We start from the raw sequence: 18,858 nt of genomic DNA, 5'->3' as shown, positions 1-18,858 counted from the left end.
GTAAGAATTTGTACTAAAGACTAATGCGCTTTAAGTTACAAAGTGGTCCGTTCGAATAAAGGTTTGCATTGGAAAAGCCTATAATTTTCGGTATAGGCTTTTCCTTATCTCTGTAATCATTGATAAGAGTGCCTTTGTACTTATAATTCCTACTTTACAGATAGGAATTATAAGTATATAATACAATTAATCTAATAAAAAATCTTATCAGCCAATATAAAGTTGTTGTATTCAATTAGAGGTTTTATAAAAACAAAAGGAGTGTTTATGATGAGAAATAATGATGAAAAAAAGCGGCAAAAACTTATCAATAAACTGATTTTTTTAAATTTATATAACAAAGAAGATCAACAGCTTTATAAGTTGCCATTATCTAAATTAGAAAATGAGTATCGGAAATATAAATTACAATACCATCCGCATGGTGATTTAGACTCCATTCGCTGGGTATAAATTAGATTTCTGCAATCACCCTATTCATTCAAAAATTATATATAGACTTACAGACTCCTATATCTTCCACGGGGTTTTTTGGTGTATTTAATTTAAATGCAAACTTCATAATATTTACCTTCTACAACAACCATAATACTTTACTAAAATGGTGTTATATTAAGAATTGAGAATTATGATGATTAGTCAAGATGAACTCAATTATTTAACTAAATATCTATGAGGTCGAGTGGTGGTAATTAATAATGTATAAAATCGAAAACAGCAGCCTGAGTTGGGCTGCTGTTTGAAATAGGAATTTGAGAACCGATTACTATTCTAATCTTTCCCACTCTTCAATTCCGTCCAAAGCTGATCATAATCTTTTAATCTCTCACCAACATCGACTAACCATTCTGTCCGGTCCATATCTGCTTGATCAAGAAATATCATTTTATTGGAACGGTATTCTTCGCTGTGAAGAGGGTAGGCTTTCTCATTTGGATTGCTGTAACCAATGGCTTCATAATTTTTGACGCTCACTTCAGGCTGAAGCAGAAAATTAATAAATTTCTCTGCCAGATCTTTGTGTTTTGCTTCTTTTGGGATCGCCATGGTATCGGCCCATATTGTTGCCCCTTCTTTCGGAACGACATATTCTATATCTGGATTATCCTCGTATATGAAGGCAGCGTCGCCGGACCATACGGTGCCAATCCAGGCTTCTTCGGCAATAAACTTCTGTTTGATGGTGTCTGTATCAAAGGCAAGCAGGTTTGGAAGAAGGTCTTTCAAATCATCATGTGCCTGGTTTAGTTCGTCAAGGTTCGTTGTACTGTTTGAGAATCCGTTTTTCTTGAGCGCCATTCCGTAAACCTCACGGGAGTCGTTTAGCAGCACGACTCGGTCTTTGTATTCGTTATTCCATAAATCATCCCAGCTATCAATCTCATCCTTCACATATTTTTTATTATAGGCGATTCCCGTAACGCCCCAAGTGTAAACAATCGAATGTGCACTTCCGGGATCAAAAGGAGGTGTTTGAAAGTTGGAGACAACGTTTTTTAAGTTTGGGATGTTTTCTTTATTCAGTTCCTCCAGTAGATTAAGTTTAATCATTGTGTCAACCATGTAATCCGAGGGCTGAATTAAATCATATTGATTGCTTCCCGTTTGCAGCTTTGCCAGCATCTCTTCGTTACTGGAATAGACATCATAGTTCACTTTGACATCAAATTTTTCCTCAAAGTCTTTAATCACCTCTGGGTCAATGTTATCTGCCCAGCTGTAAATATTGAGGACGTTTTCTTCCTTCCCGCATCCAGAAAGAAGTATGACCGCAGCAGCTAACCAAAACAAATACCAGTAAAACATTTTTCCTTGTTTCAACCTAATCACTCCTTTTTAAAATATTTTCTGCCCTCTGACTTTTCCAATTTTTAAAGCGATAAGTGATAGAATAACGGTAATGATCATCAATAAGGATGCAAGTGCATTCACCTCAGGAGTGATTCCTCTTTTGACCATGCCATAAATATAAACCGGTAAGGTGGTGGAGCCTGGTCCTGAAACGAAAAAACTGATCACAAAGTCATCCAATGACAGCGAAAAGACGAGCAGTAAACTAGAAAAAATGCTTGGATAGAGTAAGGGTAAGGTAATATGGAAAAAAGACTGCCATGATGTAGCTCCTAAATCCTGGGCAGCATCTTCCAAATCCCGGTCCATTTCCTGCAGCCTCGAAGAAACAAGTACATACACAAAAGGAATGCTAAACGTGATGTGAGCAATAAGGATTGTCAGCTTTCCAGTTGGAATGGATAAATAGTTAAAAAGCAGCAAGAGCGAAAGTCCCATGATAATATCAGGAAGAACAATCGGCAGATGAATTAACGTCATCCAGCTTTTGTGAAATCGGTACGAGTACCGGTAAAAGGCAAGTACCAGCAAGCATCCAAAAATGACAGCAAAAATGGCTGTTCCTAAGGCAATGGTTAGACTGTTGAAAAAGGCATCGATAATTTGTCTATTTTGAAAGAGTGAAAGATACCAATCCAATGTCCAGCCTGACCAGACGGCGTTAATTCTTGAAGAATTAAAAGAGTAGATAAATAGAACCAATAGCGGCAAGTATAAAAACACCAAGACGAGATAAGAGAAACCAGACAGAAAGAGTGTATGAGTCTTTTTCATGGTTTAGCACCACCTTTGCTTCTGGCTGCGGCATAGTAATAAAGCAACATCAGGACAAAGGAAAAGAGTATCAATAAAATCGATGCAGATGAGCCGAATGGCCAATCCCTAGCAGATAAAAACTGATTTTGAATCAAATTACCAAGAAGCATGGATTTGGCTCCTCCCATGACATCAGGTACCACAAACATGCCAATGGAAGACACAAATACGAGTACAGAGCCGATGATGATGCCTTTTGATGTTAAAGGAACAATGATATGCATAAATACCTTGAAGGAATTTGCTCCTAAATCGGAAGCAGCCTCCAGGTGTGAGCGATCTAATTTTTCGAAAGAAATATAGAGTGGCAGCACCATAAATGGCAGCAGGGAATAAACCATTCCGAGCAATACGGCTCCGTCGTTGTAAAGTAAGGAAAGCGGCTGGTCAATCCATTCCAAATGGATGAATAAGGAATTTACGATTCCTTGTGAACGCAAAATGATGATCCATGCAAACGAACGAATCAAAAAGTTAATCCAAAAAGGCAGCATGACGAGTAATAGCCAAATTTGCTGTTTAGATTGTGAGAGAGTGGAAATATAGTAGGCTAAGGGATAGGAAATGAATAAAGTCAGCAATGTCGTCAGTATTGAAACGCTTAAGGTATCCAACAAAATTTGGGTATAAATAGATTCTCCGAGTCTAACATAGTTAGATAGGGTAAATTGATAAACAAGTTCACCGTATACTCCTCTTTGTAAAAAGGAATAAAAAACTATAATCAACAAAGGCAAGAGAAAAAAGAGGATTAACCAAATAAGAGGAGGAGCAGCTAGTATTTTGCTTTTATTTTTCAATCTAACCTCACCTCAGCTCCTGCATTCCAGTCTAAATCCACTGCATCACCTGTTTTCCAGTCCGTCGGGGTATCTGGATAATCATAGGCGATGACTGTTTTCTGGTCCTGCTCGAAGTAAATATATACTTTTGTATGATTACCGGAAAATATCACCTCGGTAATCTTTCCGTTGGTTGCTTTTTCCAGGGGTAGCGTGCCTTTTCGATACACCTTCACATTTTCTGGCCTGACACAATATGTCCTCATACTGTTATGAAAAATATTATTTTCTCCTATGAATGTGGCGATGAACTCATTATTTGGCTGGCGGTATATTTCTTGCGGTGTACCTGCCTGCTCGACTTTCCCGTTGTTTAAAATGGCAATCCGATCTGACATGGTAAGAGCTTCTTCCTGGTCATGTGTGACATATATAAAGGTAATGCCGATTTCCTTTTGCAAGCTCTTTAACTCTAGCTGTAAGCTTTTTCGCAATTGATAATCCAAGGCCCCTAGAGGTTCGTCCAGTAGTAATACTTTCGGCTTGTTAATGATGGCTCTAGCAATGGCTACCCGTTGCTGTTGTCCTCCCGATAATTGGTGGGGCTTATTGTGACGTAAATCGGTAAGGCGAGTAAGCTCTAGTACTTTTTCTAGTCTCTTTTTTTGTTCTTTACCGCCAATTCCCTTCATTCGCAAACCAAAGAGGATGTTTTGTTCGACATTCATATGGGGGAAGAGTGCATAATGCTGAAAAACCATGTTCATATCCCGTTTGTATGGCGGCAAGTGAGTGATTTTATTTTGAAGTAAATAGATATCTCCTTTCGTCGGAGGCTCAAATCCGGCAATCATCCGCAATAGCGTAGTTTTCCCACATCCACTTGGCCCGAGCATCGTCAAAAACTCCCCTTCATAAACGGAGAATTCCACAGGATTCAAAACCGTTTGACTGCCAAACTTTTTTTCTATTTTATCTAAATGAATTAAAGTCTTCATATGGTAACTCCTTGGACTACATAATGATCATTCCATGGATCAACTATGCTTTTGTTTGAATTTTTTTGTAAAGTGAAAAAACTTTAAAGTACAAAGGACGGTGACATGCCAAACCTGAACCCATGCAAACTAGTTCGATTTACATGTATTTTTATTAAGTTAACATTACATAATATCAATGTAATTTTTATCATATGTTCAATTTTAAAAAAATGAGAAGCCGAAAGGATCATTATGAAAAAAATCCTCTATATTTTGGTGGTATTTATCGTTTTATTGTCTGCTTGTAATTCTGAATCTGAAAAGAATCAAGATCAGGCTGATGTAGGAATATCAAAAACTGATTCTCAGGCTGAACCTAAAGATTCCGTACAAAAATTAAATGTTGATCTCGAAGATCAGTTAAATGAAGAGTCCATCGAAAGCCAGCCAAGAGAAATAGCACAGCCGCTTAATGAAACAATCGTGAAAGAAATCCTTGAGTTTCAGGCTAAAGGGGAGGGTGAAAAATTACTTAACTATTCTTTTGTAGATAGCACGATAAAAGCAACGTTTGAACTAGCTCCAAATAAAAGGGTTCCTGCTAAGGATTTGGCAGTGAGAAGATACAGGCAAATTTCAGATGAATTACTACCGCATGAGGGCTGGGAAATCTTAGAGATAACCTATACGAATATAGGGAAGATTCGTATGAATCGTAATGAAAAGGAACCAAATGAAAATGGTGGTTATTTCACGACTAAGAAAATCGAAGATAGATTAAAATGAAAATATTAGTTTGTTTTTGAAGGCTGGACACGATTTAAGAAACTGTAGCTGTTATTTATGAACTTTTTAACTGTAATATGTATTCTCTAGCAAATTTTTTAAAAAATAACTTCATTGTTATATTAGACAATTATGCCTGTCTCACTAAAAAAAGGGACAGGCATTCTTTTTTAAAATATATTTTGTGAAAAAAGTATTAGAAGGATTTGAAATAGTTAATCTACAAAACCACTTCATTGGTATAATTGTGTACCTATTTGCGTTTAACTCAACAAACCCAGATAAATTAAAAAGAGTTAACAATCCTATAGGTTTTAATAATGATGCATTCATAATTAAAGCAGTACGCGATGCTGAAACTGTTAAACTAGCTTGGGATGGGGAGAAGAGGAGGTATTTGGCACGTGATGAACAGGTTATAGATTAATTTACAAAGACAAAATAATATGTTTTGAAGACTATTCAGACAGGAAAAACCTCAGCACCCTCACATCTTTAAGAAATGGATGTGGCGGATTTCCCAAGGACATCCATTGGTAAAATTCAAAAGAATTTACTACGGGACGAATTTAAATCAGAAAAAAAGCAAAGTTTAAAATAAAGAAGTTACCCTATAATATAAACGTGTTAAATTTTTCGAAGCCCTACACGCATTTCAAGATAAGGAAACGTAAAGTTGCAGTATAAACCCCGACGTTCAATCGGGGTTTTTTATTTATTCCCAGATATATTACAAAATTTTTAATAAAGAAGAACACAAGGTGGGACAGCGGGGTAGATGATTTGTTTTCGAATTAGTATTAGGGGATTCTTCTGAAGAGACTTCCTCTTTATTTATGGACGAAGAACCATTAGATATCTCAACACTTTCACCTTTATCCTGCTGGTGAAAACTCCTATACAGATATTATTGAGAATACTAAGCTAGTGTACGTTGAACTAGGTGATGACAATAAAATTATAAAATTAATCAAATTGCTAAATGATCCTTCTAGCATTTATTAGTAACTGGGCAAAACGAGATTAAAGAATTATTCCAAGCAAACAAGAAATGGGAGTTTCATGCAGAAGGTAATGTGATATTCTATAGAAGTAAATATGGTGAAATAGGAGAGAAAAACATTGTCTAAAGAAATATTATCTAAACAAACCGCAGGTGTTTTAAGCGCTGTCATGAACCAGCCCCATTGGAAAAAGGATGAGCTTCCACAAAGAATGACCCAAGTATTAAAAGAGATAAAACAAGGTGTGAAATCGCAAGAAGCTTATTTAGAGACGATACTTAAGAACGTGACCTTTTTGATTGCAAATACGAATCGAGCAATCGCTTTTTTAAAACATTGTATTGATGAAGAAAAGTTTGTTCCCCAAGAAACTTTCCATACGCTAATGTTAGATGTCCCTAGACAAGTGAACGAGTCTAATTTCTTCGCCGAAAATATGCCTCGTTTTAAGGACATGGTGTACAAAGGTTCCACTGAAGAAGAGCAAGTAGCCAATGCAGAATTTGTCTATTGCAATGTCAGGCTAGTAAATGATCTGTTAATTGATTTTATAGGTACTTTCCTTCAACCAAATAACAAAGATTTTATGATTCACTTTTTGGAATACGCTTCCGATGTAGTAGTAGATACCGTCATGCACCATTGCCAAAATATTTCTAACCTGATCCTAAAAGAAATAAACCAGAATATCAAAATAGAGGATTAGTAAACTAAAAATTATCTCTTTTGAGGGACAGTGTCAAACTGTCTCACAGAAGAGATTTTTTGTAACTGAAAATCTAATTAAACCCAGGATTAAAAATACCATACTGATTGCCCAAAGACCGCCTGTGATAGCAAGACGTAAAGATATTTCTTCGGAGGCCATTTGATGGTATCCGTCAAAACTAATTGCACGTAACACTTGATAGACTGCAAGGCTAACTAGTATTAAATGACACATGATTAAACCATAAGCCGTTCTAAAAGATTTGCGTTTTTTCGAGAATAACATTCGTAAAACGATCATAAAGGTAATCCCCATTACGGTTGAAAAACCGCCTATTAAAAAACCCATTGTTTCTTGTTCCATAGGCATTATGCTGCACACCCCTATTAATTTTATTATTTATTAAATTTACCATATTTTAGAATATTAATGTGACGGAACGGTAAAAACTGTGAATTTTTAAAGTATAATATAAGGAAATAAAACATGGAGGACTACGGATGAAACTAGTAACATGGAATGCGGCAATGAGATTTCGAGATAAGATTGAAGCAATATTCCCCTACATGGCCGACATTATTGTCATTCCAGAATGTGAAGCACCTGAAAAATGGAGGAATAGTAGTAATCTGCAAGCACTTACTCAGTTTCTATGGTATGGAGATAATATAAACAAGGGGATTGGCATCGCGACCTTAAATGATTCCTATCATATCGAACTTCATTCTGCTTACAATAGGGAATTCCGCTATATCATTCCGTTGAAGGTTACTGGCAAAGACGATTTTATTTTACTTGCGATATGGTCTCAAAATACCAAACCACAATTCAATAGTTACATAGGACAAATCTATCTCGCTTTAAAATATTATGAAACTTTGCTGAAAAAGCCCTGTGTTATCATTGGCGATTGGAACAGCAATAAGATATTCGATCATATTAAAAGGGTAGGGACCCATTCAGAGGTTGTGGAGCTACTAAAGAACGAGGGCATTAAAAGTGCTTACCATATGTATTTCAATGAAGAACACGGGGAGGAGACAATCCCGACTCATTTTTTTAGAAAGGCACAGTCTAGTCCTTTTCATATTGATTTTTTGTTTGCTTCAGAACTCATTCTCTCTAGATTAAGACATTTTGAAATTGGAACTTATGAAAAATGGATTAAATTCAGCGACCACGTCCCATTATGCGCTGTATTTGATGAGTAAGGGCAATAGGGAGTACTAAAAGCCAAAAAAGGGCCAATTATAATCAAATTGGCCCTAACCCTAAATTCATCAAGATTCTCTGATTTAAACATGAAGCGACGTTACCTCTGCTATAGGTACATTTTTACTTTGGGCTGAGTTCCATTTGTAAAAGAGATACCTTAAAGCATTGGTTAACCCTTGAAGAACAATTAAACTTGAAAAAGCGATCCACGCACCTGTCTGTCCTAAATCAAACACCTGTGTTAATAGAATGGTACAAGGAATGAAGAAAATCCAGTTTAACACCAAGGCTGCCCGAGATAGGAAGGTGGTATCACCGACACCCCTTAATCCCCCGGCAAAAATGATGTTAGCCCCACTAAACAGTTGAATAAAGGAAGCTAAATGAATCAGAGAAATCGCTGTTACTACTACCGCTGTTTCAGACGTATACAGTTTCGCGACAGGCTCGGCAAACAAGAATAAACATACGGAAAATAACGCCATGAATCCTAGTCCCAAATAAACTGTCACTAACCCGAACTTCTTCGCTTCCAGCGGTCTGCCTCTTCCAATCGCTTGCCCAATTCCAACAGTAGAAGCAGCCCCAAATCCATTTGCCGGCATAAAACCGAAGGACAGGATATTTAAAGCAATTTCATTGGCCGCAATGGCCACTGTGCCAAGACGGGTAATACAGGCAGTAAACACCAGCATTCCTATGCTGTTAGACAATTCTGTAATCCCCAGCTTCGAACCTTCGAATAATATTAACCGAATTTGTGCTAGCTCCATTCGCACCCAAGAACGGGTAAAATATTTTTCGTTGTAAGAACGGAAATACACTAGGAGATTTAATAGCAGGGTAATCCCCTCGGCCACTACCATACTCCAGCCCGCTCCCTGCAATCCTAAGTTTGGAAAGCCAAACTTCCCATAGGCGAGAACATAGGTGAATATTACCACCATAACACTGTTAATGATGGAGATATTCATCGGTGTACGTGTATCACCGGTGGCTCTCATGTAGGCGTAGAAGAGAATATTAAAAACAGTGAACATCATACCGTACATTCGCACTTGAACATAAGAAGACCCTAATTCGAGAATGGTTTCGTTTGAGCCCATTACTTCCAAAATAAAATGAGGAAACACAAAGCTGACACCAAATAACAGTATGGCCTGAAAGGCTGCTAGAATAATGGCAATCTGCATTCGTTGATTGCCTAGTTTCATATTCTTAGAGCCGTAATTTTGAGCAACCAAGTAGTTGATAGCTCCTTGGTTTCCGGAAAAAATGGCCCATAAATTGTACATCAAAATGTTGGTGATTCCAACTACTGCAATGGCTGCTGCCCCTAATTTCCCAACAATCATCAAGACCAGTAAACCTGTAACCGTCATGGACGAAAAGGTTGCAATTGATGGAATCGCCAAACGAAGAATATCCTTAATCAGTTTCATAATTGTGCCACCGGTCCCTTTTATAATAAAATCGTCACGCTACTATTTTTTTTATGTAATTGTATATCTGGTTGAATTCTGCCGCCCCCTCGCGCCGCTATGAAAACGGTTTATCATCTGATACATACTAGTTTATTTTATAATAATCGTAAATTGGCACATTGCACAAAAATGCAAGAGGGTATTCATGCAATGTTTCATTTAATAACACCATCATCAATGAAAATAAAATACAAAATTTAGTGACCACGTACCGTGAATTACTATTTGATCAAAAGAAAGATTAATATAAGGTATAAGGAGGGTGACTTACTTGGAAACAATCCAATCTATGTTTAAGCATTTACATTGGGCGAATCAACGAATTCTACAAACCTTACAAAACGGGCAAGAGAACAAGAAGGCCATTAATCTCTTTTCCCATATTCTGCATGCGGAAAACGTTTGGAATACTAGATTAAAAGGCGCAGATAGTTCACATTTACCTATCTGGGAAGAAGTTAGTTTAGAATCATGTGTCGAGATGGTTAATCAAAATCATCACAACTATGATGAATTACTTTCAACGTTATTCAATTCTAATCTAGATCAACTAGTCTCTTATAAAAATAGTAACGGTACAGAATTCGATAATTCCATAAGGGACATCTTAACCCATGTTGCTCTTCATGGTCAGTACCATCGAGGACAGATCAATCAACTTCTAAGAGCAGCAAACAAGGAACCAATAAGCGTTGACTATATTATATTTAAAAGATGATGTAAAGATGGGGTGTTGTTAGGTAGTAAAGTAGCATGATTTTAAAAAAAGTGGGGGATCAGCTTGGTTAAAAGAGCAAATCAAGAGGTAGTTTCTTTTTCTGCAAATAAAAAATGGCTCGCCATTCCAACTGCAATACGCAAAGAACTTGAACGGAATGTTTGGTGTGTAAATTGTAGCGATGTTGTACAAATTGTAAACTACATTGTCCAAGATTCACCACCTTCCATTACCCTGGAAGGAAAATGTAAAAATTGTGGTAAAGAAGTCGCAAGATTTATAGATTAAAAAGAGTGACAGGCCCATTTCAGTTAATGGCGGTGCCTGTCACTTTTTTTAAAACGGCAGGAGAGGTGCTGCTAATTATTCGAGACATAAGCAGGAACTACAAAATTTCGATATACCCATCTGTTCCATTCACGCGAATTCGCTGCCCGTCTTTTATCAGCTTGGTAGCATTTTCTACTCCAACAGCAGCTGGTAAGCCATATTCACGTGCGATCACAGCTCCATGGGTCATCAGCCCGCCAACTTCGGTGACGAGACCTTTTATCGATACAAATAACGGGGTCCAGCCAGGGTCCGTAAAAGAGGTGACTAAGATATCCCCATCTTCGATATCAGCTTCTTCCATGTTTAAGATGACACGGGCACGACCTTCTATTATTCCGGAAGAAACAGGCAGGCCAACGATTGCCTCTGCAGGGAGATTTTCTCGTTTGTACTGACCCCTTATGATTTCACCATCAGAGGTGATCACACGTGGGGGAGTTAGTTTATCATAAAATTGATATTGATCTTTTCGGTTATTGATAATCTCATAATCCAGTTTGTTTGTACGTACTACCTCGTGAAGTTCATCAAAAGTGAGATAGTAGATATCTTCTTTTTCATAAATAAGTTTGGCTTTTACGAGTTGTTGTGCTTCCTTCAGTAAAGCCTTTTTATAAACGAAGTAGCGAGTAATCATGCCGTATTTTGGATATTCACGATATCCGATGAATTTCTGAAGTAGGCGTACCATACGTTTTGTCTCTTCGGCTTTTTGTGCACCATCTTGTAATTGCTTCAAGCGTTCTAACAAATCTTGTTCTTTTTTCAAGGCTTCCTGACGCCCTTGCTCAAATTTCCGATTGCTAGCACCAGGCTTATATTTTTTGATGTTACTCAGAATCATGGGGACAAGTGTAGTTGGTTTTTCACTCCAGCGTGCTTTTGCAATATCGATTTCTCCAGCACATCGCATACCGTATTTATTGAGATACGAAATTATTGCTTCTTGGGCTTCCTTACCGCCGTCGAACTTAACCAGTTCATCCAAAAAGTCATCATCTTTTACCTGCTGTAAATAATGAACTACTTCTGGATAAGGACGAATCACATCTGCAACATCCAATAGTGCCAGACCCATTTCTGAAGTAATATTGTTTGGTGCAGATAGAGAAAGCGTATCTGCTGCGTTTTTTTCACCTAGCCACTCGTTCATTTTTTCATTGATCCATGATGAAGCATTAAAAGCAGACATAATGACAGCTGAACTTTGTGGATCAAATAATGTCTTCTTTAATTGCTGGATATCTTCTAGAATATAATCAAACAAATCGGTTCCTGATTTCTTTTGGATGTTTTGTTTTAACTCTTCTATCGATGATTGACTATTATTAATTAGATCAGTAACAATGGTCGGATTGTTTTCAATCTCGGCAAGTATATCCGTATTGTTTCTTCTTTGAATCGGTGCTTTTTCATCATTTGGTAATGTTTTAATAAAATCTCCTCGCTCAATGAGTGTCAAGAGAGCGTCTTTTATGAGCGGATCTGATTTTCCCGCGTTATCTAATATTGTTTTTCTGCTGACAGGCGAAGCGAGCATTGGTGCTACATCAACAAACAGCCTTCCACCAGCCTTACGCATGGGTGCAGGAGTTATTAACAGATAAAAGGACAAGCCCAATGGACTCATGGGGTCAGTCATCATTTGTTGATGACCAACAGATATATAGACGTGATTTTCTTGATCATTTGCTTCGGGAATGGGGAATAAAGTAGTGATAGGACGACTCTGGACGATATAAAAGGTATCATCAGCCAAACACCATTCAATATCTTGTGGACTCCCAAAATAATCTTCAATCTGTCTTCCGATGTTTGCCAGTTGTAAAATTTGTTGATCAGTAAGTGTTTGAAGCTTTTGCTGATCAGAATCGATTTGCTGTGTCTCTGTTCCACCTTCTTTTCGTCCATGGATAGCCAATTTTTTGACTGCTATCATCTTATCAACGATTTTATCTTCCTGTACTTTATAAGAATCGGGTGTGACTAGGCCAGAGACCAATGCTTCTCCTAGCCCAAAACTAGCGTCAATGGATAGCAGCTTTCGATTCGACGTAATCGGGTCAGCGGTAAATAAAACGCCTGATGCCTGTGGGAAAATCATTTTTTGAACGATAACGGATAAAGAAACTTCACGATGGTCAAATCCGTTTTTCATACGGTAAATGACCGCGCGATCCGTAAAGAGGGAAGCCCAGCACTTTTTAATATGCTCCAAGATGGATTCTTTTCCGATGATATTTAGGTAGGTGTCTTGCTGCCCGGCAAAAGAGGCGTGTTGTAAATCTTCAGCAGTGGCACTAGAACGCACGGCATAAGCATGTTCCTTTCCAAACTGGGAGAGATAGTGAGTAACTTCTTTTTCAACATCAGAAGGAATTTTAACTTCTTTAAGCGTTTGTCGAATCTTCCTGCTCACTACACTGATTTGATCTCGATCTTCCATTTTTAGCATGGATAGTTGATCTAACAATGCTGGAAATGCTTCGATCTGTTCGATGGCTTTCTGAAATCCTACAGTTGTCACACAAAAACCTTCTGGTACTTGTATACCTTGAATGGTTGATAATCTTCCTAAATTTAATCCTTTTCCACCAACCAGCGTAAGCTGTGTAGTTTTTATTTCCTGAAAACCGAGAACCAGAGAACACATTCTACATCTCTCCTAACGGAATAATAAACTCAAATTTACAGTACTATTGCATTTTAGCAGTAGAAAGTACGAATAAACAGTCTATTTCGCCCATTATATCTATGGTATAATTGAAGTAGGAAGAGGTGCGATCTTCAAAATAAGACCGTCCTTCCCGTGCAATAAATGCCCCGGTTACTACCCCTGAATAACAGCTCATAAACCCTCAGTTCATACTATGAATATATGTTTAGCATTAGGAATTACATAAAACATATTAGAAATATTATTTCAGAGTGTTAAAATAGATTTATTAAAATTTGTACCATGTAATGTAGTAGAAGATGGAGGTTCATATATGGAATTCATCCCAGTACAACAGCGAGATCAAGTCAGTACTTACAGAAGTCTTCGTTCATTATTTGAAAAAAATATAACGGTTAACAGTATTTCAGAGGTTTTAGCTACATGCAATGTGAACGATCAGGCTAAGCAGATAAGAGACCAAATGATTTCAAAGGACTATGACGTCATCGGTGTCGAAGAGAATGGCTGGGTTATTGGATATGTACTAAGAGATGATTTGAGGGAGGGAACGTGTAAGGACTATTTTCGCTCCTTTAGCCCGTCCGATCTTGTTTCAGATTCCACACCGCTGCTTCAAACGCTTTTTATTTTTAAAGACACTGATAGACTTTTCATTATAGAAGGAAACCGGATTACCAAGGTTGTGACACTTGCCGATCTCCAAAAACCACCGATACGCATGCTTTTATTTGGCGTGATTTCCTTAGTAGAAATGCATTTATATCGAATTATTCGTGAGTATTTTGAAGGGGAAGGCTGGAAAATTCACTTGAGTGACAAACGGATCCAACAGACAGAGGAGTTATTTTTACAAAGAAAAGCTCGAAATGAAGGGATTGAACTAAGTGATTGCCTGCAGCTATGCGATAAGAGGGACATCATATTAGGTGAACAGCCTTTACGAGAGCTTTTGGGGATCGAATCAAAAAGTAAAGGGAAAGATTTCTTTAAAAAATTGGAGATTCTTCGCAACAATTTAGCCCATTCACAGGATTTAAATACACAAAATTCCTGGAATGAAATGATTACATTAATCGAACAGACAGAGAAGTTATTAGAGGCATGTGAAAGAATTTAGAGAAAAAATCCCGAAATCGTATGATTAAATATTACTGTTTTCGTGTGCTTTCTTAATAAATGTCACAAGAAAAGACGTATGAATTGGCATACGTCTTTCCTTGTTTATCAAGTTTTGTTCGGAATTTCCAGGAATAACAAAAACTATCCTATATTGGGAACGGGTTCGAATACCTATCACAAACCGTTAATTTGGAATGTAAAAAGTAGTGTTTGTTGTATATAAAAATGTTATTGGTTTTGTGGACCAAATTGCTATACAGGCAATTTGGTCTTTTTGTTTTGTAGGACATTATAAACCATTATTACTAAGAAGGATTTATGCCCCTTTTTGCTGAATTTCTTATTAAACTAACTGGCAGGTTTGTTGAACAAGGTAACAAAAAAGAAGTTACTGTAAAGCCACTATTTTCAATAAATTATCCTTTTCTTCTGGAAATTTAAAAACTTTTTCCTATTGCTTTATGCCATAATTATAGGGAAACCAACAATAATTGAGCTACTTCTTATACGACCTCTGAGTTTTGGATGAAAAATACCAGTAGAATCCAGGAATTTAAACCTTTATTATAGAAGAGTAATAGGTCAATAGAATTATAAAAGGAGGATTCAATGTGCATTCAATGCAAAAGAAAAATAAATATGTTCTTCACTTATTTTTAGCCTTTTTTCTTGTAATTTCTTTTTTCGGAACTTCGATTTCAACAAAAGCTGCCAACGATGTAACACCACCAACTTTGGAATCACTAAAGGTTTCTCATTCAAATGTCACCTCTGGCAATCAGGTTCAGATTCAAGCAAAAGTGACTGATGACCTTTCTGGAGTAGACTATGTTGCGATCACATATAATGCACCAACTGGAAATGGTTCAAAATACACAAGACTTTACTATAACGAGTCAACTGGATTATATGAAGGAAGTTTTACAATCGGTGAATATGACGCTATGGGCATTTGGAACATAGGCTATATTTATTTTTATGATAAACTTCAAAACAGTTATGCGTATTATCACAACTTAAATTCCCAACAAAAATACGATAGCTATGAATATAAAGACTTAAGTGAATACGCAATAACTGTGTCAGGAAACGTTAGCGATGATCAAGCACCGAAATTAAATAGTTTAACTGTTACTCCAAAAGAGGTTTCTAAAGGAGATACAGTTCTTATTTCAGCTAACATAACTGATAATCTGTCTGGAGTAGACTATGTTGCAATCACATATAATGCACCAACTGGAAATGGTTCAAAATACACAAGACTTTACTATAACGAGTCAACTGGATTATATGAAGGAAGTTTTACAATCGGTGAATATGACGCTATGGGCATTTGGAACATAGGCTATATTTATTTTTATGATAAACTTCAAAACAGTTATGCGTATTATCACAACTCAAATTCCCAACAAAAATACGATAACTATGAATATAAGAACTTAAGTGATTTTAGTTTTAATGTAAAAGAATCAGATTCCGAACCACCGGTTACAAAGATGACAACTAACTCCAATTCTAGAGAATGGAATTTATCAGATGTGCAAGTAGAGTTAAATGCTGTAGATAATTCAACTGGTGTAGCTAAAACAGAGTACCGGATAAATTATGGGGATTGGCAAGAATACACAGCACCGTTCAAAGTAACACTAGAAGGTCAAAACAAAGTGGAGTTTAGAAGTATTGATACTGCAGGAAATAAAGAAACGATAAAAAGTGAAATTGTAAAAATTGATAAAACTTCACCTGTCACAACTCATAGCGATATTCCAACAAATTGGACTAAAAAAGATGTTTCTGCAACATTATCAACTACTGATGAAAATTCTGGTGTAGCAAAAACAGAATACCGGATCAATAACGGTGAATGGACTGAATATAATGGATCATTCAACTCCTTTATTGAAGGTATGAACACGGTTGATTACAGAAGTGTCGATAATGCTGGAAATGTAGAAGCATATAAAAGTTTTGAGGTGGACATAGACAAAACAGTTCCTCAAACCACATTAAGTCCAGTAAAGGACGAATGGTATAATTCAGATGTAACATTAACACTTGAATCCTCAGATAATCTATCTGGCGTGGCAAGAACAGAATATAGAGTGAATAATGGAGATTGGCAAGCCTACAACGGAACTATTTCAATTAGTGATGAAGGAATAAATAAAGTTGAATTTAGAAGTATCGATAATGCTGGTAACGTTGAAAAAACTAAATCAGTCGAAATAAAAATTGACAAAACAGCACCAACTTTAAACGTTTCTTTTGATCAATCAGTCCTAACAGATAGAAACCACCAGTTAGTTCCAATAAAAGTATTGGTAGATGCTAAAGATACCTTATCAGGTGTTGCCTTATTTGAATTGGTATCCGTTGTAAGTAATCAAATGGATAACGGAAAAGGTGATGGAAACACGTCTCAAGATATACAAGGTGCCGAAATCGGTACATCCGATACAAACTTCTCTGTACGTGTTGAAAGAAGTGGAAGTGGAGACCGCGTTTATACTGTTACCTATAAAGCTACCGATAATGCCGGAAACACAGTTACCACTTCCCAAGATATTGTGGTGAAACAGAATAATTCCAACAATTAAAAATAAAAGAGCAGTTATACCTTGAACTGTGACCCATAAAATGGACAGTCTAAAAAAAGACCAGAATATTTACGCTGCTAATAAGTGACTCCGGTATTGTGCCGGAGTCATTTTATTTAGACTCCACTGATAACGGCTATTGTTGTATTCCTCCATATAGTTTCCTATCAATTCTTGTAATTCTTCAAAGGTTTGGCATGAAGAATAGTCAACTTCATCCTTTAAATGCCCAAAGAATGATTCCATTGGGGCATTATCCCAACAATTCCCCTTACGGGACATCGACTGAGTGAGTTCCATCTTTTTAACTCTTTTTTGAAATTCTGGATGGGTATAATGGAACCCTTGGTCCGAGTGAATCATAGCTTCTGGATGAATGATTCCACCCAGTGCATCAGAGAGCTTGTCCAATGTAGAATACACCAGATCCATTTTTAAAGTTTTGGACAAATGGTAAGCCATAATTTCCCTTGTAGAAGCATCTTTTACACATGATAAATAGGCAGGTTGCGAAGAACCGAAATACACATAAGTAATATCTGTTAATAATACTTTCCCAGGTTCTTCTTGGTTAAATTCCCTATTTAATAGGTTAGGGAGGGTCTTATGTTCTTGTGTTGCTTTGGCCATTTGCTTATAAGGATTTATCTGGCGGACTGTCGCTACTAAATTATACTTTCTCATAATGCGACGAATCTTTTTATGATTCATCTCCACAAAATAATCATTCTCTAAAATCATTTTAATTGTTAAGGCACCTGCGTATCCCTTTTTCTTATCGAATATTTCCTTGATTAACTCATAATCTTTCCAATCGTTCTCTTCTCGTTTATTACGCTTGTTCTCAGCCTTTAGCCAAGCATAATATCCACTTCGACTAACCTCAGCCTTTTCACATAGGAATTTCACCATATGTTTAAGATTAAACTTTCGAATTGTATTTTCAATAAGCGCATACTTCTCTGAAATTGTTACTTTTTCTTCTTCTTCGCCTGCCTTTCGAGTTCGTCTAACTTTTTTAAGAATTCAAGTTCAGCTTCTAAATATTTAATACGCGCTTCAGCTTTCTTAAGGTTGTCCTCCGCCGAAAGAGGCTTTGAAGAAGGTCTACCTGTAGCTCCTTTTCCACGTCGTTCTGTGAAGAAGCCATCCTCTCCAAACTCCTCATATGTTTTCCTCCAGCGTTTCAAACATTGTCCTGGTTTATCAGTCCCAATTACCTCTAAGTCAAATCCGTGTTCAATAAAAATTTGGGCAGGACCTTTACCATTTGAATTTTCCTTAATTGCTTCAACCTTAAACTCTGGTTTATAGGATATCGAACGCTCAGATACGTGTTGTACATTAGGGTTCTGTTCAAGTAACTTCATTTGAATCTCATTAAAAATAATTTTACTCAACTTTATGTCCTCCGCTCACATCTTTGAAATGATTATAAACGGGTTTCTATAAAATGGACACAGAAAAACCCGAATAACGGACTTTTTTAATAGTGTCCATTATTCGGGTTATAGTTCACCTGAATGGTATTGCTGCTTTTTTATTTATTATAATTCTTGTTTCACAAACGGGTGCAAGAGTTTAAAATGGGATCGCTGCGGCGGTCTTTTGTTGTTGTGCTAACGTGGTAGGTTAGTTGAAAAGAAATGAGTTGCTGCGGCAGCGCTTACTTATTTTTGGTTTAGATGAAGTAGAAAATAAAATACAGAATCCCTCATAAATTTAAGGTTTCTTACGAACCTATTTAAATGGCTCAAGTATATTAACATCCAACTGTAGATTTG

General features: G+C 36.8%; 17 protein-coding genes. 9 read left to right on the top strand and 8 right to left on the bottom strand.

The annotated features are described in order from the left end of the window. Window positions 1-270 precede the first annotated feature (270 nt). Entirely contained in the window at window positions 271-453 is a 183-nt protein-coding gene (locus QFZ31_RS05660; protein WP_307301603.1) for a Fur-regulated basic protein FbpA, read from the top strand. Between the two features lie 318 nt (window positions 454-771). Here the strand turns inward: QFZ31_RS05660 and QFZ31_RS05655 are convergent, their stop codons facing one another. Genes QFZ31_RS05655 through QFZ31_RS05640 form a run of 4 tightly spaced genes read right to left on the bottom strand, consistent with a single transcriptional unit; the run spans window position 772 to window position 4,447 of the window. Continuing rightward, window positions 772-1,806, bottom strand: coding sequence for a spermidine/putrescine ABC transporter substrate-binding protein (locus QFZ31_RS05655; RefSeq protein WP_307311398.1), 1,035 nt, complete (start codon window positions 1,804-1,806; stop codon window positions 772-774). Between the two features lie 30 nt (window positions 1,807-1,836). Continuing rightward, complete coding sequence (locus QFZ31_RS05650; RefSeq protein WP_307301601.1) at window positions 1,837-2,625, bottom strand: ABC transporter permease; 789 nt, start codon at window positions 2,623-2,625, stop codon at window positions 1,837-1,839. Next, complete coding sequence (locus QFZ31_RS05645) at window positions 2,622-3,467, bottom strand: ABC transporter permease (RefSeq protein WP_307301599.1); 846 nt, start codon at window positions 3,465-3,467, stop codon at window positions 2,622-2,624. The genes QFZ31_RS05650 and QFZ31_RS05645 overlap by 4 nt, the downstream gene beginning before the upstream one ends. Then, on the bottom strand, window positions 3,464-4,447 hold the full coding sequence (locus tag QFZ31_RS05640; protein WP_307301597.1) for an ABC transporter ATP-binding protein: 984 nt from the start codon (window positions 4,445-4,447) through the stop codon (window positions 3,464-3,466). Before QFZ31_RS05640 ends, QFZ31_RS05645 begins: the two co-directional genes overlap by 4 nt. Window positions 4,448-4,681: 234 nt before the next feature. On the opposite strand from QFZ31_RS05640, the gene QFZ31_RS05635 reads away from it, so the two are divergent. From QFZ31_RS05635 to QFZ31_RS05625, 3 genes are all read left to right on the top strand, one after another. Beyond that, window positions 4,682-5,215, top strand: coding sequence for a hypothetical protein (locus QFZ31_RS05635; protein WP_307301595.1), 534 nt, complete (start codon window positions 4,682-4,684; stop codon window positions 5,213-5,215). A gap of 184 nt (window positions 5,216-5,399) precedes the next feature. Next, on the top strand, window positions 5,400-5,642 hold the full coding sequence (locus tag QFZ31_RS05630) for a DUF1643 domain-containing protein (protein WP_307301593.1): 243 nt from the start codon (window positions 5,400-5,402) through the stop codon (window positions 5,640-5,642). Window positions 5,643-6,337: 695 nt separating this feature from the next. Then, on the top strand, window positions 6,338-6,925 hold the full coding sequence (locus QFZ31_RS05625) for a hypothetical protein (protein ID WP_307301592.1): 588 nt from the start codon (window positions 6,338-6,340) through the stop codon (window positions 6,923-6,925). A 33-nt stretch (window positions 6,926-6,958) separates the two neighbouring features. Here the strand turns inward: QFZ31_RS05625 and QFZ31_RS05620 are convergent, their stop codons facing one another. Then, window positions 6,959-7,297 carry a hypothetical protein gene (locus QFZ31_RS05620; protein WP_307301590.1) on the bottom strand — a complete coding sequence of 113 codons (339 nt, stop codon included), beginning with the start codon at window positions 7,295-7,297 and terminating at the stop codon, window positions 6,959-6,961. A 131-nt stretch (window positions 7,298-7,428) separates the two neighbouring features. Here QFZ31_RS05620 and QFZ31_RS05615 point away from each other — a divergent pair, with 131 nt between their 5' ends. Continuing rightward, entirely contained in the window at window positions 7,429-8,139 is a 711-nt protein-coding gene (locus tag QFZ31_RS05615) for an endonuclease/exonuclease/phosphatase family protein (protein WP_307301587.1), read from the top strand. An 84-nt stretch (window positions 8,140-8,223) separates the two neighbouring features. On the opposite strand, the gene QFZ31_RS05610 is transcribed toward QFZ31_RS05615, so the two are convergent. Beyond that, window positions 8,224-9,585, bottom strand: coding sequence for an MATE family efflux transporter (locus QFZ31_RS05610; RefSeq protein WP_307301585.1), 1,362 nt, complete (start codon window positions 9,583-9,585; stop codon window positions 8,224-8,226). Between the two features lie 313 nt (window positions 9,586-9,898). On the opposite strand from QFZ31_RS05610, the gene QFZ31_RS05605 reads away from it, so the two are divergent. Beyond that, window positions 9,899-10,345, top strand: coding sequence for a DinB family protein (locus tag QFZ31_RS05605; RefSeq protein WP_307301583.1), 447 nt, complete (start codon window positions 9,899-9,901; stop codon window positions 10,343-10,345). A gap of 63 nt (window positions 10,346-10,408) precedes the next feature. After that, window positions 10,409-10,633: a hypothetical protein gene (locus QFZ31_RS05600; protein WP_307301582.1), complete on the top strand. Its 225-nt coding sequence runs from the start codon at window positions 10,409-10,411 to the stop codon at window positions 10,631-10,633. Between the two features lie 97 nt (window positions 10,634-10,730). Here the strand turns inward: QFZ31_RS05600 and ppsA are convergent, their stop codons facing one another. Continuing rightward, the gene (ppsA, locus tag QFZ31_RS05595) at window positions 10,731-13,331 is read right to left on the bottom strand and encodes a phosphoenolpyruvate synthase (RefSeq protein WP_307301580.1); all 2,601 of its coding nucleotides are present in this window, start codon (window positions 13,329-13,331) and stop codon (window positions 10,731-10,733) included. 337 nt (window positions 13,332-13,668) lie between these two features. On the opposite strand from ppsA, the gene QFZ31_RS05590 reads away from it, so the two are divergent. Both QFZ31_RS05590 and QFZ31_RS05585 read left to right on the top strand, forming a co-directional pair. Continuing rightward, a complete protein-coding gene (locus tag QFZ31_RS05590) occupies window positions 13,669-14,475 on the top strand; it encodes a hypothetical protein (RefSeq protein ID WP_307301578.1) in 807 nt (268 codons plus the stop codon). Between the two features lie 622 nt (window positions 14,476-15,097). After that, window positions 15,098-17,074 carry an OmpL47-type beta-barrel domain-containing protein gene (locus QFZ31_RS05585; RefSeq protein ID WP_373459901.1) on the top strand — a complete coding sequence of 659 codons (1,977 nt, stop codon included), beginning with the start codon at window positions 15,098-15,100 and terminating at the stop codon, window positions 17,072-17,074. 69 nt (window positions 17,075-17,143) lie between these two features. On the opposite strand, the gene QFZ31_RS05580 is transcribed toward QFZ31_RS05585, so the two are convergent. Beyond that, a protein-coding gene (locus QFZ31_RS05580; RefSeq protein ID WP_307301574.1) for an IS3 family transposase occupies window positions 17,144-18,474 on the bottom strand; the annotation gives its coding sequence in 2 pieces (ribosomal slippage) (window positions 17,144-18,102 and window positions 18,102-18,474; 1,332 coding nt in all). Window positions 18,475-18,858 lie beyond the last annotated feature (384 nt).

It is taken from the genome of Neobacillus niacini, assembly GCF_030817595.1.
GTDB classification, from domain to species: Bacteria; Bacillota; Bacilli; order Bacillales; family Cytobacillaceae; genus Neobacillus; species Neobacillus niacini_G.
Note: the sequence above shows the minus strand (reverse complement) of the source record. Positions and strands in the feature narration are given on the sequence as shown.

What these genes read in the sequence shown, in the direction of transcription:
- QFZ31_RS05610 (WP_307301585.1), bottom strand. Translation starts at nt 9,585, where the DNA reads ATGAAACTGATTAAGGATATTCTTCGTTTGGCGATTCCATCAATTGCA.
- QFZ31_RS05635 (WP_307301595.1), top strand. Translation starts at nt 4,682, where the DNA reads ATGAAAAAAATCCTCTATATTTTGGTGGTATTTATCGTTTTATTGTCT.
- QFZ31_RS05650 (WP_307301601.1), bottom strand. Translation starts at nt 2,625, where the DNA reads ATGAAAAAGACTCATACACTCTTTCTGTCTGGTTTCTCTTATCTCGTC.
- ppsA (WP_307301580.1), bottom strand. Translation starts at nt 13,331, where the DNA reads ATGTGTTCTCTGGTTCTCGGTTTTCAGGAAATAAAAACTACACAGCTT.
- QFZ31_RS05655 (WP_307311398.1), bottom strand. Translation starts at nt 1,806, where the DNA reads ATGTTTTACTGGTATTTGTTTTGGTTAGCTGCTGCGGTCATACTTCTT.
- QFZ31_RS05590 (WP_307301578.1), top strand. Translation starts at nt 13,669, where the DNA reads ATGGAATTCATCCCAGTACAACAGCGAGATCAAGTCAGTACTTACAGA.
- QFZ31_RS05620 (WP_307301590.1), bottom strand. Translation starts at nt 7,297, where the DNA reads ATGCCTATGGAACAAGAAACAATGGGTTTTTTAATAGGCGGTTTTTCA.
- QFZ31_RS05640 (WP_307301597.1), bottom strand. Translation starts at nt 4,447, where the DNA reads ATGAAGACTTTAATTCATTTAGATAAAATAGAAAAAAAGTTTGGCAGT.
- QFZ31_RS05615 (WP_307301587.1), top strand. Translation starts at nt 7,429, where the DNA reads ATGAAACTAGTAACATGGAATGCGGCAATGAGATTTCGAGATAAGATT.
- QFZ31_RS05585 (WP_373459901.1), top strand. Translation starts at nt 15,098, where the DNA reads ATGCAAAAGAAAAATAAATATGTTCTTCACTTATTTTTAGCCTTTTTT.
- QFZ31_RS05660 (WP_307301603.1), top strand. Translation starts at nt 271, where the DNA reads ATGAGAAATAATGATGAAAAAAAGCGGCAAAAACTTATCAATAAACTG.